This window comes from Paraburkholderia solisilvae (assembly GCF_902859875.1).
In the GTDB taxonomy this organism is placed as follows: domain Bacteria; phylum Pseudomonadota; class Gammaproteobacteria; order Burkholderiales; family Burkholderiaceae; genus Paraburkholderia; species Paraburkholderia solisilvae.
This window is the reverse complement of record NZ_CADIKF010000004.1, coordinates 86,453-100,597: the sequence shown is the minus strand read 5'-3', so window position 1 is coordinate 100,597 and position 14,145 is coordinate 86,453. Positions and strand designations below refer to the sequence as shown.

The window sequence follows — 14,145 nt, the reverse complement described above, 5'->3', positions numbered from 1 at the left end:
GCGGTTTGTCTCGCCGGGCTCGCCGCGGGCCACGGCCTGATCGTCGGGCTGGATGCGCGATTGAGTCGATCTTCGCCGCGTCTTGTCGCCGCGCGAGCCCGGCGGCCGCCGCTAGAATGCTGACTTCTCTTGCTCCGCCGCGCGCAGGCTTTCGCATGGAACTGAAATGGCTCGAAGACTTTGTGTCGCTCGCGGAAACGCGCAGCTTCAGCCGCTCGGCTGAGCTGCGGCACGTCACGCAGCCGGCATTTTCGCGTCGCATCCAGGCGCTCGAGTCGTGGCTCGGCACGGAGCTGATCGACCGCTCGGTGTATCCGACGCGTCTCACCAACGCCGGCCAGGTGTTCTACGAGCAGGCGCTCGCGATGCTCTCGCAGTTCCACGAGGCGCGCACGCTGCTGCGCGGTCACACCGCGACGCCCGCCGCGACGATCGAATTCGCGGTGCCGCATACGCTGTCGCTAACTTACTTCCCGCGCTGGCTGCAGCGCATCGAAGCGCAGCTCGGACCGATCCATACGCGCCTGCGCGCGCTGAACGTGCATGATGCGGTGCTCTCGCTCGTCGAAGGCGGCTGCGATCTGGTCATGGGGTATCACCATCCGAGTCAGCCGGTCGCGCTCGACCCCGCGCGCTACGACATGCTGACGCTTGGCGTCGAACCGATCAGCCCGTTTTCGGCGCCAAGCCGCGCCGGCCGCGCGCGCCATACGCTGCCCGGCACGCCCGACGCGCCCGCGCCGTACCTGTCGTACACGCCCAATGCGTATCTGGGCCGCATGACCGAGGTCATCATCTCGAATGCGCCGCAGCGGCTGTATCTCGATCGCGTGTACGAAACCGATATGGCGGAAGGCCTGAAAGCGATGGCGCTGGCCGGCCACGGCATTGCGTTCCTGCCGCATAGCGCGGTCGAAGACGCGCTCGCCGACGGCCGCCTGATCCGCCTCGACCGCGCGTCGCGCGGCGGCGGCGCGCAAGGCCAGTTCACGCTGACGATGGAGATTCGCCTCTATCGCGACAAGCTGGCCGTGCAGGGTGACGATCCGCGTCACACGCTCGTGCGCGCGCTATGGGATGGGGTGTCCGCCGAGCTCGCGCAAGACGCGGGTTGAACCGGCTCGCAACGCACGACGCGCGCCGGTAACGGACGCAAGCGAGGCGAACGCAAGTATGTCGCTCGCAACAGCGCTTTGCGCATTCCGGCGATTATGCAAAAAAAACATAACGGGATGACCAAACGGCATTGGCGTTCATCCAGACGATTTTCGACAATGGCGTCATTCATTGACCGCTGGAGTCTTCATGTCATCCCAATCGAAGTTCGAAACATCGCCGGAAGCGCTGCCATCCTATCTGCATAAAGACGACCTCGGCCCGTGGGGCAACTATCTGCGCCAGGTCGATCGCGTTGCGCCTTATCTCGGTTCGCAGTCGCGCTGGATCGAGACGCTCAAGCGTCCGAAGCGCATTCTGATCGTCGATGTGCCGATCGAACTCGACAACGGCACGGTCGCCCACTTCGAGGGCTACCGGGTGCAGCACAACGTGTCGCGCGGTCCCGGCAAGGGCGGCGTGCGTTATCACCAGGACGTGACGCTGTCGGAAGTGATGGCGCTGTCCGCATGGATGTCGGTGAAGAACGCGGCTGTCAACGTGCCGTACGGCGGCGCGAAAGGCGGCATCCGCGTCGACCCGCGCAAGCTGTCGCGCGGCGAACTCGAGCGCGTGACGCGCCGTTACACGAGTGAGATCGGCATCATCATCGGGCCGAATACGGATATCCCCGCGCCGGACGTCAACACGAACGAGCAGATCATGGCGTGGATGATGGACACGTACTCGATGAACCAGGGCCAGACGGCGACCGGCGTCGTCACCGGCAAGCCGATTGCGCTCGGCGGCTCGCTCGGCCGCCGCGAGGCGACCGGCCGCGGCGTGTTCGTGGTCGGCTGCGAAGCGGCGCGGCGCATCGGCTTTTCGATTGAAGGCGCGCGCATCGCGGTGCAAGGTTTCGGCAATGTCGGCGGCATCGCGGCGCGGCTCTTCCAGGAGGCCGGCGCAAAGATCGTGGCGGTGCAGGACCATACCGGCACGCTTTACCGGTCAAGCGGCATCGATGCCGGCGCATTGCTCGAGCACGTCGCGAAGACGGGCGGCATCGGCGGCTTCCCGGAGGCGGACAGTATCGCCAGTGACGACTTCTGGTCGGTCGACGCGGACCTCCTGATTCCGGCCGCGCTCGAAAACCAGATCACCGGGAAAAACGCGCCGAACATCCGCGCGAAGATCATCGTTGAAGGCGCGAACGGCCCGACCACGACCGAGGCCGACGACATCCTGCACGACAAGGGCGTGCTCGTGATCCCGGATGTGGTCGCGAATGCGGGCGGCGTGACCGTGTCGTATTTCGAATGGGTGCAGGATTTCTCGAGCTTCTTCTGGACCGAGGGCGAAATCAACGAGCGGCTCGATCGCGTGATGCGCGAGGCATTCGCGGCGGTGTGGCAGGTGTCGACCGAGCAGAACGTCTCGGTGCGCACGGCGGCGTTTATCGTCGCGTGCAAGCGGATCCTGATGGCGCGCGAGATGCGGGGCCTTTACCCCTGAAACAGCGCCTCTAGCGCTGATTTAATTTTTTCACAAACGGTTTGCGCGCGATTCTGTATGATCGCGCACATTACAGGCGGGCGGCGTTGTAAGATGCCGTCCGCTTTTGCGTATGCGTGTTGTTGGCTCATCAGCCGGGACGCCATAGCGGGCGCAGTGCTGGATTTACGCAACAGCTGCGTCCAAACATGGTTAACGACCATTCTTTCAAAATAGTTACTTTGATACACTTGCGCCGGTATTTGCCAAGGAGATCACAAATGAAGGTTAAAAAAGCAGCGCTGCTTCTCGCGACGGTCGGACTGTTTTCGGGTGTGTTGACGGCCGGCGCATACGCGCAGGACGCCGGCACATTGAAAAAAATCAAGGACACCGGGGTCATTTCGCTGGGTCACCGCGAATCGTCAATTCCGTTTTCGTACTATGACGACAAGCAAAACGTCGTCGGTTATTCGCAGGAATTCGCACTGAAGGTGGTGGACGCGGTCAAGCAGAAGCTGAACATGCCGAACCTGAAGGTGAAGCTGACGCCGGTCACGTCGCAAAACCGCATTCCGCTCGTGCAGAACGGCACGATCGACCTCGAGTGCGGCTCGACCACCAATAACGCCGAGCGCCAGCAGCAGGTCGCCTTCTCGAACACGATTTTCGTGATCGGCACGCGCCTGATGACGAAGAAAGACTCAGGCATCAAGGACTTCCCGGATCTGAAAGGCAAGACGGTCGTGACGACGGCGGGTACGACGTCCGAGCGCCTGTTGCGCAAGATGAACCAGGACAAGAACATGGGCATGAACATCATCAGCGCGAAGGATCACGGCGAATCGTTCCTGACGCTGTCGACAGGCCGCGCCGCCGCGTTCATGATGGACGATGCGCTGCTCGCCGGCGAGCGCGCGAAGTCGAACAACCCGAACGATTTCGTGATCGTCGGCACGCCGCAATCGCGTGAAGCGTACGGCTGCATGCTGCGCAAGAACGATCCGGAGTTCAAGAAGGTCGTCGACGATGCGATCGCCAAGGTCGAAACGTCGGGCGAAGCCGATCCGATCTACAAGAAGTGGTTCGAATCGCCGATTCCGCCGAAGGGCCTGAACCTGAACTTCCCGGAAAGCGACGATATCCGCGCGCTCTACAAGAGCCCGAACGACAAGGCAATCGACTAACGTCGATCAACCGTTACCATCGCAACGTGTTGAACGGAACGGAAGGGGCCGGGCGCTTCTTCCGTTTCTTTTTGTGGAGTCTTTGTCATGTCTTACCACTGGAACTGGGGCATTCTGCTAAGTCCGGTTTCCACCGGCGAGCCGACCACCTATCTGGGCTGGCTGATGTCCGGCTTCTGGGTGACGATCGTCGTCTCGCTGTCCGCGTGGGTGATCGCGTTGATCGTCGGCTCGCTGTTCGGCGTGCTGCGCACCGTGCCGAACAGGACGCTCGCCGCGATCGGCACCGTCTACGTCGCGATCTTTCGTAACATCCCGCTGATCGTCCAGTTTTTCATCTGGTATCTGGTCATACCGGAACTGCTGCCGGTGTCGATCGGCGGCTGGTACAAGCAGTTGCCGCCGACCGCGCAGTTCTTCTCGTCGTCCATTCTCTGTCTCGGTCTCTTTACCGCGGCGCGGGTGTGCGAGCAGGTGCGCTCGGGCATCAACGCGCTGCCGCGCGGCCAGCGCGCGGCCGGTCTCGCGCTTGGCTTCACGCAATGGCAGACGTATCGCTATGTGCTGCTGCCGGTCGCCTACCGCATCATCGTGCCGCCGCTCACGTCCGAGTTTCTGAATATCTTCAAGAACTCCGCGGTCGCGTCGACGATCGGTCTGCTCGAGCTGTCGGCTCAGGCGCGCCAGCTGGTCGACTACACCGCGCAGGCGTATGAGTCGTTCATCGCGGTGACGGTCGCGTACATGGTGATCAATCTCGTCGTGATGCAACTGATGCGTATCCTCGAGCACAAGACCCGCCTGCCGGGCTACATCGGAGGCAAGTGATGCATCACTTCGACTGGAGTGGTATTGCGGGCGCGCTGCCTACTTTATGGACCGGCGCGATCATCACGTTCAAGATCACCGTCATTGCGATCGTCTGCGGCATTGTGATCGGCACGCTGCTCGCGCTGTTGCGGCTCTCCGGTGTGAAGCCGTTCGAATGGTTCGCGCGTTTGTACGTCACGCTGTTCCGCTCGATTCCGCTCGTGATGGTGCTGCTGTGGTTCTTCCTGATCGTGCCGCAGGTGTTGCAGAACCTGCTCGGCCTGTCGCCGGATATCGATATCCGGCTCGCGTCGGCGATGATCGCATTCTCGCTGTTCGAAGCCGCGTATTACTCGGAGATCATCCGCGCCGGCATTCAGGCGGTGTCGCGCGGGCAGGTCAACGCGGCATTCGCGCTCGGCATGACGTACGGGCAGGCGATGAAGCTGATCGTGCTGCCGCAGGCGTTCCGCGCGATGATCCCGCTGTTGCTGACGCAGGCGATCGTGCTCTTCCAGGATACGTCGCTCGTCTACGTGATCGGCCTTGCGGACTTCTTCCGCACCGCGGCGAATATCGGCGACCGTGACGGCACGATTGTCGAGATGGTGCTGTTCTCGGGCGCCTGCTATTTCGTGATCTGCGTGGTGGCGTCGAGTATCGTCAAAAGTCTTCAGAAAAAGGTCGCAAGATGATCTCTATCAAGAATGTATCGAAGTGGTACGGTCAGTTTCAGGTGCTGACCGACTGCACGACGGAAGTCAAAAAGGGTGAGGTGGTCGTCGTGTGCGGCCCGTCGGGTTCGGGCAAATCGACGCTGATCAAGACGGTGAACGGTCTCGAGCCGTTCCAGAAAGGCGACATCGTGATCAACGGGCAGTCGCTGGTCGACAGGAAAACCAATCTGTCGAAGCTGCGCGCGAAGGTCGGCATGGTGTTTCAGCACTTCGAACTGTTTCCGCATCTGTCGATTACCGAGAACCTGACGCTCGCGCAGGTCAAGGTGCTCGGCCGCTCGCGGGACGAAGCCGGGGCGAAAGGCCTGAAGCTGCTCGACCGCGTGGGCTTGCGCGCGCATGCGGACAAATACCCGGGGCAACTGTCGGGCGGTCAGCAGCAGCGGGTTGCGATTGCGCGTGCGTTGTCGATGGATCCGATCGCGATGCTGTTCGACGAGCCGACTTCCGCGCTCGACCCGGAGATGATCAACGAGGTGCTCGACGTGATGGTCGAGCTCGCGCAGGAAGGCATGACGATGATGTGCGTCACGCACGAAATGGGCTTTGCGAAGAAGGTCGCGCACCGCGTGATCTTCATGGACAAGGGCTTGATTGTCGAAGACGACCGCAAGGAAGACTTCTTTGCGAATCCGAAGTCGGATCGCGCGAAAGATTTCCTCGCGAAGATCCTGCACTGACAGACCGCGTAGCAAAGCGGTTGGGTCGGGCAAAACGGGCAGCGATGAGCTGCCCGTTTTGCTTTTCAAGGTGAGATCGTTGGCGGCTTTACGATTCGAACGCGGCCGCGTCGTCGGACTCGAGGTCGAGTGCCGATCTGTCGGGCAGGATCGATGCGCTTGAAGTCGCGGCGCCGTCGCAAGGCGGCTGTGCGGCTTTTTCGAGCACCGCGGGCGGGACCGGCACGTTCGTCCGCGCGATCACCTGACCGTGCTGGAACATCAGCAGGTCGCCGGGTTCGAAGCGCGTCCAGACTTCGTTGTCGGTGAGCGGCTGGGTTGCGATCACCGCGACGCGATCTTCTGGCGTCGTGTACTTCGCGAAATCGATCGAGACGTCCGCATCGACGAGGTGTGCGGTCGAGAACGGCCAGCTGCGCACGAGGTAGTACAGGTGCGTCGAGCAATGCGCGAACAGCGCCTGCCCATTCGACATCAGGAAGTTGAACACGCCGAACTGCGTGATTTCGCCGGTGAGGGTTGCGAGGGCGGCGAACAGTTCATCGAGCGGAGGCTGCTGCTGGCCTGGGAAGGTCTTGCGCAGGCCTTGCAGCAGCGCGCAGTAGGCGAGTTCGCTGTCGGTGGTGCCGACCGGTTGATAGACGTCCGACAGCACCGGCCGATAATTCTGCAAGTCGCCGTTGTGCGCGAAGATCCAGTGCCGGCCCCACAATTCGCGCAGGAACGGGTGGCAGTTCTCCAGCACGATATGCCCCTGGGTCGCCTTGCGGATGTGCGCGATCGTATTTTTCGACTTGATCGGATAGCGCTTGACCATCTCGGCGATCGGCGAGGTGGCTGACGATTGATGGTCGATGAAGAGGCGGCAAGCCTTGTCTTCGAAGAACGCGATACCCCAGCCGTCGGCGTGGTGATCGGTGGCGCCGCCGCGTGCCGCGAAACCGGTGAACGAGAACACGACATCCGTCGGCGCGGCGCAATTCATTCCAAGAAGTTGGCACATGATGCGCTAGGGTAGGGCCGCTGAAACCTGTAAAGGCAGGCCGACGCGAACCAGACGGTTTAGGGTCGAGCTACCCGTTACAATGATATTTTTACAAGCATATCACCTCGCCCAAAACCGCAATCATTAAAATTGACGGGTTTTCAGGCCGCTTTTCGGGCCGTTTTTCGGATCTCTGCATGATGGTTTGCAACAGTGTGCGACGGGTTCGCGAAGGGTTGAACGCGTCGTGTCGTGTTGTGTTGTGGATCGCAGGCCGTCGTCCGGGGCTGCGTGGGTTGGCCGGGACTCGCCCGGGTTTGTCATTTCCTTTGCCATGATCTCCTCATCGTCCGCTTCCTTGCCTTCCACTTCGTCGGCCGCCGCGTCCGTCGATTCCATTTCCCTTGCGCGTCCCGATGACTGGCATCTGCACGTGCGCGACGGTGCGATGCTCGCGGCTGTGCTGCCGCACACTGCGCGCCAGTTCGGCCGCGCGATCATCATGCCGAACCTCAAGCCGCCGGTGACCACCACCGACCAGGCGCGCGCGTACCGTGAGCGCATCCTCGCGGCGCTTCCCGCCGGCGCAAAGTTCGAACCCCTGATGACGCTGTATCTCACCGACAACACCGCACCCGATGAGATTCGCCGCGCGCGCGCAAGCGGCTTCGTGCATGGCGTCAAACTGTATCCGGCGGGGGCGACCACCAATTCGGATGCGGGCGTGTCGAATCTCGCGAAGTGCGCGAAGACGCTCGAGGCGATGCAGGAAACCGGTATGCCGTTGCTGGTGCATGGCGAGGTGACCGATCCGTCGATCGACCTGTTCGATCGCGAGAAAGAATTCATCGATCGCGTGATGACGCCGCTGCGCCGCGATTTCCCGGCGCTGAAGGTGGTGTTCGAGCACATCACGACAAAGGACGCGGCCGACTATGTGCGCGATGCGGATGCGGCGCCTCAGCTGCTCGCCGCGACGATCACGCCGCACCATCTGCTGTATAACCGCAATGCGATTTTCCAGGGCGGCATTCGGCCGCACTACTATTGTCTGCCGGTACTCAAGCGCGAGAAGCATCGCGTTGCGCTTGTCGAAGCGGCTACTTCGGGCAATCCGCGCTTTTTCCTCGGCACCGATAGCGCGCCGCATCCGAAAGGACTCAAGGAACATGCATGCGGCTGCGCCGGCTGCTACACCGCGCTGCATGCGCTCGAGCTGTACGCCGAAGCGTTCGACAATGCCGGTGCGCTGGATCGCCTCGAAGGTTTCGCGAGCTTTTTTGGCGCTGATTTCTACGGGCTGCCGCGCAGCAACGAGCGAGTGACGCTGCGCCGTGAACAGTGGACGCTGCCCGCCGAAGTGACGGCCGGCGACACGCCGGTCGTGCCGCTGCGCGCCGGCGAAACGATCGGCTGGCGGCTCGTGTGAGCGGGCGGCGTCGTCGGCATTCGCGGGCTTGTCTCCGGTTGCGCGATCACGACAGCGAACGGGGCGGGTGTGTTGGCTACGCCGGCTAGCGGTCGCGAAGACCGGCGCATGCCCGGCGCCGCAGCACGCGATTCTCACGTGAATGATCGACGCGATGTCGCCGCACGCGGCCCGCTCGCTCGCGGTGGCGCGGTACGGGCGACGGGCTTTGCCGATATCGATTGGTCGACGCCGTGGTTTTCGCCGCTCGCCGCACGCGGCGCGCGTTGGCAACGCGCGGCGCTCGAGAGTCCGGCTGCGCTGCTCGCCGAAATGAACGCGGACGCACAGGTGTGCGACTTCACGACCGGCCGCGGGGCGCGCCTCGCGTTTATCGCCCAGCACGAGCTGCCCGCTGGCGAGCGCTACGAAGCTCATATCGCCGCGACGGGCCGCGTGCCCACGCGACACAACCTGCACGATTTCTTCAACGCGCTGTCGTGGTTCCAGTATCCGCGTATCAAGGCGGCGCTCAGCGCGCGCGGCACGGCGGCCATCGATGCGCTCGGCGTCGGTCCGACCCGCGGCAGCACGCGCGATGCGTTGACCGTGTTCGATGAAAACGCGGTGCTGTTCGCTTGCAGCCATCCTGCCCGTGCGGCTGCCTTGCGCGCGTTCGACTGGCAGGCGCTGTTCGTCGCGGGACGCGGCGCGTGGGGCGCGCAATGTGAGGTCCGCTGCTTCGGCCATGCGCTGCTCGAAAAGCTGGTCATGCCGTACAAGGCCTGCACGGCGCACGCGTGGATCGTCGAGGTGCCCGACGTCTATTTTTCATGGGACGTCGCGGCGCGCGACGCCTGGCTCGACGACTCGGTCAGCCGCGCGCTGATGAGCGCAGGCGAACTCACCGGCCGCGTGTTCGCGCCGCTGCCGGTATTGGGCATTCCGGGCTGGTGGCCCACGAACGAGGCGCCGTCGTTTTATGACGACCGGTCGGTGTTTCGCGCGGGCCGTCGCGCCCCTTCATCCCAGCCGCAATGCTAGAATCGCCGGCAGCAAAGCAGGCCAGGCAGCCGCGGCTTTGCCGGCTACGGCTGGCGAAGGCGAGGAAAGTCCGGACTCCACAGGGCAGGGTGATGGCTAACGGCCATCCGTGGCGACACGCGGAACAGGGCAACAGAGAGCAAACCGCCGATGGCCTGGCGCAAGCCAGGATCAGGTAAGGGTGAAAGGGTGCGGTAAGAGCGCACCGCGGCTGCGGTAACGTAGCCGGCACGGCAACCTCCACCCGGAGCAATTCCAAGTAGGCAGGCGCGCATCTTCGCGATGCAGGACGGGGCCCCCGTTCCGTCTGCGGGTAGGAAGCTTGAGCGCGTCAGCAATGGCGCGCCTAGAGGAATGGCTGCCACGCGTGGTGCGTCTTCGGACGTGCCGCGTGCACAGAATCCGGCTTATCGGCAGGCTTTGCCGCTGAATGACAAACGCCGGCGTCCATGAGGACGCCGGCGTTCTGTTTTTGTCGAGCGTGTCTTTTGTCGAGCGTGCTTGCGATGCGTGGCTACCGTGCGTGGTCTTGCGGTACGCGATGCCGCGCTTTGCCCGCCGCGACGCGTTTGTCCTGTCAGGTCGCGACGATGTCGAACGAGTGAGTCAGTTCGGCGGTTTTCGCGAGCATGATCGACGCGGAGCAGTATTTGTCGTGCGACAGATTGATCGCGCGTTCGACCGTCGCCGGGTTCAGGTTCCTGCCGGTCACGGTGAAGTGGAAGTGGATTTTCGTGAACACCTTCGGATCTTCGCTCGCGCGCTCCGCCTTCAACGTCACCGAGCAGCCGGCGATGTCCTGACGGCTTTTCTTCAGGATCATCACGACGTCATACGCAGTGCAGCCGCCCGTGCCCAGCAGCACCATTTCCATCGGACGCGGCGCGAGATTGCGGCCGCCGCCTTCCGGCGCGCCGTCCATCGCGACCAGATGGCCACTGCCGGTTTCCGCGGCGAAGGCCATGCCGTCCGTTCCCATCCAGCTCACTTTGCATTCCATGCCTGCTCTCCAACTGATTCGGCGCGAATTCGAGAACGCATTGTAGCCCGTCGGATCGGGGTTCGCCCGAGGCTACTCCGGTTCGCATCGGACTTGACTGGAGGGTGATTGTTGCGGTGCGGCACAAAGCGCGGTTTGCGGGATTCCCCTGGGGTTTGTAGGGTTTTTGCCCCACCTTCGCGTGGGCCTGCAACACGGCGATTGAATCTTATCTATTGATTTTAAAAGGATTGTGCGGGACGGATAAAGTACGTCCGTCATTTCATATCGTGAATTCACATTTCGCAATGCAAATATTCTTGCGTCGCACAAGCGACGCTCATATAATCAGTTCATTGGTTGCAGTTGCTGAGCAACCTCCGCATGTCTCCTCCACCCTCCTCCTAAGGTGGATTAAGCCCGAACCGATGGTTCGGGCTTTTTTTCGTCCTGCGTTTCCGGCGGACCGCATCTGCCCGTCGCGATGCGTCCAATGCTTTGACTCCTACGCGCAATTTCCTTTATAATTCAGAGCTTTTCCGCATTCATGCCCGCGGAAGAAGAACAGGGAGCGCCTGCATAGCGTTACGGAAGCATCTAGAACTTCCCGGCAAACGTGATCAATGGACGCAGTTCAGATCCATGCAGGAACAAAGCAGGGCATCGCAATTTTTTTGGATCGATCATGAAGACTTTTTCCGCAAAAGCCCATGAGGTGGCGCGCGAATGGTACGTGATTGACGCGACGGATAAGGTTCTCGGCCGTGTTGCCAGCGAAGTGGCACGCCGTCTTCGCGGCAAGCACAAGCCTGAATTCACTCCGCACGTCGACACTGGCGATTTCATCATCGTCATCAATGCCGGCAAGCTTAAGGTCACGGGCAACAAGACCACGGACAAGAAGTACTACCGCCACTCGGGCTACCCGGGCGGTATCTATGAAACGACGTTCGGCAAGATGCAGGAACGCTTCCCGGGCCGCGCGCTCGAGAAGGCGGTCAAGGGCATGCTGCCGAAGGGCCCGCTCGGCTACGCGATGATCAAGAAGCTGAAGGTCTACGCCGAAGCAACGCACCCGCATTCGGCGCAACAGCCGAAGGCGCTTGAGATCTAACGGGAGCCCACATGATCGGTAACTGGAACTACGGTACGGGCCGCCGCAAGAGCGCTGTCGCTCGTGTCTTCATCAAGGCGGGCAAGGGCGACATCATCGTCAACGGCAAGCCCATCTCCGACTACTTCTCGCGCGAAACGTCGCTGATGATCGTGCGTCAACCGCTGGAACTCACGAACCACGCGGCCACGTTCGATATCAAGGTGAACGTGACGGGCGGCGGCGAAACGGGTCAAGCCGGTGCGGTTCGCCACGGCATCACGCGCGCGCTGATGGACTATGACGCGACGCTGAAGCCCGCGCTGTCGAGCGCCGGTTTCGTCACGCGCGATGCGCGTGAAGTCGAGCGTAAGAAGGTCGGCTTCCACAAGGCACGCCGCAGGAAGCAGTTCTCGAAGCGTTAATCGCTTCATGCCGGTTCGCCACGCGTTGTGCGTGTGGCGAGCCTGCCGCGAAAGCCGCTGTCGCGAGTATGCGTCGGCGGCTTTTTTCTTTGGCGGCCTCTGTTTGCTGGATGACCTCTGGTCAATCGATGGACGACGCGCATACGACCGTCATGCGCGGGCCCGTCGGTGGGCTCAGCGTTTGATCTCACGGCGGCGTTCGCCACTTCGCGCTGTCGCCCCGCTATTCGTAAGAACCTATTGTTTTCATGGACTTCGGCACGATATCAGGATCGGCCCTACAATAGCGTTTAGTAGCTTTTTTGGAGAGTTCGCATGAACGCAGTGACCGACACCCCCGTGGCTGAAATGCCGGCTCCGTTCGTATTTACCGACGCAGCGGCCGATAAGGTCAAGCAACTGATCGACGAAGAAGGCAACCCGGAGCTGAAGCTGCGTGTGTTCGTGCAAGGCGGCGGCTGCTCGGGCTTTCAGTATGGTTTCACGTTCGACGAGGCAGTCAACGAGGACGATACCGTGATGAACAAGAGCGGCGTCCAGTTGCTGATCGACTCGATGAGTTATCAGTACCTGGTCGGTGCAGAAATCGACTACAAGGACGACATCAACGGCGCGCAGTTCGTGATCAAGAATCCGAACGCGTCGACGACCTGTGGTTGCGGTTCGTCGTTCTCGGTTTGACGGTTTAACGCCAGGACATATCTGCCGGATTTAACTGCGGGACTTGACCGCAGTCGTACGCGAAACGGGGCCTCGGCCCCGTTTTTTATTTGCGATGTGGGTTCGTACTGCGGGCCGCGCCTGGTAGAGTGCCAGCGCGGCCAGTCTGTCTTGGGGCTTCATTTCGTTTAGCGCGGATAAAGCGCGCCCAGCACCCGCTCGCCGGCTGCTCCCGTCACCGCGGGCAAATTCCCCGGCGCGCGACCGATATAGCGCATCGCGAGCCATGCGAACGCTAGCGGTTCGACCTGGTGCGGCGGTACGCCGAGCGCTTCGGTCGTCAGCACCGGCACGCCGCTTACGCCGCTTGCCTCCAGCGCCTGTTGCAGCGCTTCAAGCTGTTGCGCGTTGCGTGCGCCGCCGCCGCATACATAGAGCGCCTTGCAATCCGGCGCGTGGCGCTCGATCTCGCGCGCGACGGTGAGTGCGGTGAGCGCGGTGAGCGTCGCCTGCACATCGGCGGGCGGCAGCGCGCTGAATGGTTGCAGCTTCGCGTCGAGCCATGCGGGGTTGAAGAGATCGCGGCCGGTGCTTTTGGGCGGCTGAAGCTCGAAGTACGGCTCATCGAGCAATGCGTGCAGCAACGGACGGTGGACCTGACCGCTGGCGGCGAAATGGCCGTTTTCATCGAACGGTTTGCCGAGATGGCGCTGCGCCCATTCGTCGAGCAGCGCATTGGCCGGCCCGCAATCGAAACCGCGCACCGCGCCGTTCGCGGACAGTATCGTAATGTTGCTGATGCCGCCCAGATTGCACACCACGCGGGTCTCGCCCTTTGCGCCGAACAGGGTTGCGTGGAACGCCGGCACGAGCGGTGCACCCTGGCCTCCCGCCGCCACGTCGCGTGCGCGGAAATCGGCGACGATGTCGATGTGGGTCATTTCCGCGAGCAGTGCCGGGTTGTTGATCTGCCGCGTATAGCCCTTCTCCGGGCGGTGCCGGACCGTCTGCCCGTGGACGCCGATCGCGCGCACGCCTTCGGCGGACAGATTGCCGCTTCTGAGCAGTTCGTGGCAGCAAACGGTGTAGCGTGCGGCGAGCGCGTTGGCGGCCAGCGATTCACGTTCGATTTCGTTGTCCCCCGGCTGCTGCAGGCTGAAGAGCGCGTCGCGCAGTGCCTCGGAAAACCCGACGAACGCTTCCGACCGCACGACGGGCGCCTTGCCCGCTTCGAATTCGACGGCGATGCCGTCCACGCCGTCCATGCTGGTGCCCGACATCAAGCCGAAGTACACGCCGTCCGCGCTTGCCGCCTCTTTTGCCACGTTGGTGCTCCTTTCGATTGTTGACTACGAACCGCTCAGGCTGCTTGTGCCGAGTGTGCCGAGTGTGCCGCGTGTGCCGATTGTCGCGCAAACACCGCGCGCCGCGACAGGTTGCGCGGCCCCATCGGTTTCCATTGCGCACCACGCATGCATGATGCCTCATTCCTGCTGCGCCGAAACCCTGGCCTTTCGGCCAACGTGCGAGATTGCGGTCCCATTGCGG

The 14,145-nt window shown here is 62.4% G+C and carries 14 protein-coding genes and 1 other RNA gene; 12 read left to right on the top strand and 3 right to left on the bottom strand.

Annotation, left to right across the window (positions count from 1 at the left end; all coding sequences use genetic code 11):
- Positions 1-155 precede the first annotated feature (155 nt).
- From HV675_RS04270 to HV675_RS04245, 6 genes are all read left to right on the top strand, one after another.
- Complete coding sequence (locus HV675_RS04270; protein ID WP_175109516.1) at positions 156-1,115, top strand: LysR family transcriptional regulator; 960 nt, start codon at positions 156-158, stop codon at positions 1,113-1,115.
- A 190-nt stretch (positions 1,116-1,305) separates the two neighbouring features.
- A complete protein-coding gene (locus HV675_RS04265; protein WP_175109515.1) occupies positions 1,306-2,610 on the top strand; it encodes a Glu/Leu/Phe/Val family dehydrogenase in 1,305 nt (434 codons plus the stop codon).
- Between the two features lie 260 nt (positions 2,611-2,870).
- The gene (locus tag HV675_RS04260) at positions 2,871-3,776 is read left to right on the top strand and encodes a glutamate/aspartate ABC transporter substrate-binding protein (protein ID WP_175109514.1); all 906 of its coding nucleotides are present in this window, start codon (positions 2,871-2,873) and stop codon (positions 3,774-3,776) included.
- 87 nt (positions 3,777-3,863) lie between these two features.
- Positions 3,864-4,604: an amino acid ABC transporter permease gene (locus HV675_RS04255; protein ID WP_175109513.1), complete on the top strand. Its 741-nt coding sequence runs from the start codon at positions 3,864-3,866 to the stop codon at positions 4,602-4,604.
- The gene (gltK, locus tag HV675_RS04250; RefSeq protein ID WP_175109512.1) at positions 4,604-5,281 is read left to right on the top strand and encodes a glutamate/aspartate ABC transporter permease GltK; all 678 of its coding nucleotides are present in this window, start codon (positions 4,604-4,606) and stop codon (positions 5,279-5,281) included. Before HV675_RS04255 ends, gltK begins: the two co-directional genes overlap by 1 nt.
- Complete coding sequence (locus HV675_RS04245; protein WP_175109511.1) at positions 5,278-6,003, top strand: amino acid ABC transporter ATP-binding protein; 726 nt, start codon at positions 5,278-5,280, stop codon at positions 6,001-6,003. The genes gltK and HV675_RS04245 overlap by 4 nt, the downstream gene beginning before the upstream one ends.
- 88 nt (positions 6,004-6,091) lie before the next feature.
- Here HV675_RS04245 and HV675_RS04240 read toward each other — a convergent pair whose 3' ends face one another.
- Positions 6,092-7,006: a class II glutamine amidotransferase gene (locus HV675_RS04240; RefSeq protein WP_175109510.1), complete on the bottom strand. Its 915-nt coding sequence runs from the start codon at positions 7,004-7,006 to the stop codon at positions 6,092-6,094.
- 340 nt (positions 7,007-7,346) lie between these two features.
- Between HV675_RS04240 and pyrC the strand changes: the two genes are divergently transcribed.
- From pyrC to rnpB, 3 genes are all read left to right on the top strand, one after another.
- Positions 7,347-8,417: a dihydroorotase gene (pyrC, locus tag HV675_RS04235; protein ID WP_377700558.1), complete on the top strand. Its 1,071-nt coding sequence runs from the start codon at positions 7,347-7,349 to the stop codon at positions 8,415-8,417.
- A gap of 108 nt (positions 8,418-8,525) precedes the next feature.
- The gene (locus HV675_RS04230; protein WP_175109508.1) at positions 8,526-9,440 is read left to right on the top strand and encodes a DUF3025 domain-containing protein; all 915 of its coding nucleotides are present in this window, start codon (positions 8,526-8,528) and stop codon (positions 9,438-9,440) included.
- 13 nt (positions 9,441-9,453) lie between these two features.
- An RNA gene (gene rnpB, locus HV675_RS04225) (RNase P RNA component class A) lies at positions 9,454-9,866 on the top strand.
- 151 nt (positions 9,867-10,017) lie between these two features.
- On the opposite strand, the gene HV675_RS04220 is transcribed toward rnpB, so the two are convergent.
- Positions 10,018-10,440 carry an OsmC family protein gene (locus tag HV675_RS04220; protein ID WP_175109507.1) on the bottom strand — a complete coding sequence of 141 codons (423 nt, stop codon included), beginning with the start codon at positions 10,438-10,440 and terminating at the stop codon, positions 10,018-10,020.
- A gap of 664 nt (positions 10,441-11,104) precedes the next feature.
- On the opposite strand from HV675_RS04220, the gene rplM reads away from it, so the two are divergent.
- The 3 genes from rplM (at position 11,105) to erpA (ending at position 12,618) form a co-directional block, all read left to right on the top strand.
- On the top strand, positions 11,105-11,533 hold the full coding sequence (gene rplM / locus HV675_RS04215; protein WP_102129749.1) for a 50S ribosomal protein L13: 429 nt from the start codon (positions 11,105-11,107) through the stop codon (positions 11,531-11,533).
- An 11-nt stretch (positions 11,534-11,544) separates the two neighbouring features.
- Positions 11,545-11,937, top strand: coding sequence for a 30S ribosomal protein S9 (rpsI, locus tag HV675_RS04210; protein ID WP_153076204.1), 393 nt, complete (start codon positions 11,545-11,547; stop codon positions 11,935-11,937).
- A 315-nt stretch (positions 11,938-12,252) separates the two neighbouring features.
- Positions 12,253-12,618, top strand: coding sequence for an iron-sulfur cluster insertion protein ErpA (erpA, locus tag HV675_RS04205; RefSeq protein WP_175109506.1), 366 nt, complete (start codon positions 12,253-12,255; stop codon positions 12,616-12,618).
- A gap of 167 nt (positions 12,619-12,785) precedes the next feature.
- On the opposite strand, the gene HV675_RS04200 is transcribed toward erpA, so the two are convergent.
- Entirely contained in the window at positions 12,786-13,922 is a 1,137-nt protein-coding gene (locus tag HV675_RS04200) for an anhydro-N-acetylmuramic acid kinase (protein WP_175109505.1), read from the bottom strand.
- Positions 13,923-14,145: the final 223 nt, after the last annotated feature.

Bases quoted from the DNA above. Each gene is read 5' to 3' on its own strand.
- HV675_RS04270 (WP_175109516.1), top strand. From the start codon at position 156: ATGGAACTGAAATGGCTCGAAGACTTTGTGTCGCTCGCGGAAACGCGC.
- HV675_RS04265 (WP_175109515.1), top strand. From the start codon at position 1,306: ATGTCATCCCAATCGAAGTTCGAAACATCGCCGGAAGCGCTGCCATCC.
- HV675_RS04260 (WP_175109514.1), top strand. From the start codon at position 2,871: ATGAAGGTTAAAAAAGCAGCGCTGCTTCTCGCGACGGTCGGACTGTTT.
- HV675_RS04255 (WP_175109513.1), top strand. From the start codon at position 3,864: ATGTCTTACCACTGGAACTGGGGCATTCTGCTAAGTCCGGTTTCCACC.
- gltK (WP_175109512.1), top strand. From the start codon at position 4,604: ATGCATCACTTCGACTGGAGTGGTATTGCGGGCGCGCTGCCTACTTTA.
- HV675_RS04245 (WP_175109511.1), top strand. From the start codon at position 5,278: ATGATCTCTATCAAGAATGTATCGAAGTGGTACGGTCAGTTTCAGGTG.
- HV675_RS04240 (WP_175109510.1), bottom strand. From the start codon at position 7,006: ATGTGCCAACTTCTTGGAATGAATTGCGCCGCGCCGACGGATGTCGTG.
- HV675_RS04230 (WP_175109508.1), top strand. From the start codon at position 8,526: ATGCCCGGCGCCGCAGCACGCGATTCTCACGTGAATGATCGACGCGAT.
- HV675_RS04220 (WP_175109507.1), bottom strand. From the start codon at position 10,440: ATGGAATGCAAAGTGAGCTGGATGGGAACGGACGGCATGGCCTTCGCC.
- rplM (WP_102129749.1), top strand. From the start codon at position 11,105: ATGAAGACTTTTTCCGCAAAAGCCCATGAGGTGGCGCGCGAATGGTAC.
- rpsI (WP_153076204.1), top strand. From the start codon at position 11,545: ATGATCGGTAACTGGAACTACGGTACGGGCCGCCGCAAGAGCGCTGTC.
- erpA (WP_175109506.1), top strand. From the start codon at position 12,253: ATGAACGCAGTGACCGACACCCCCGTGGCTGAAATGCCGGCTCCGTTC.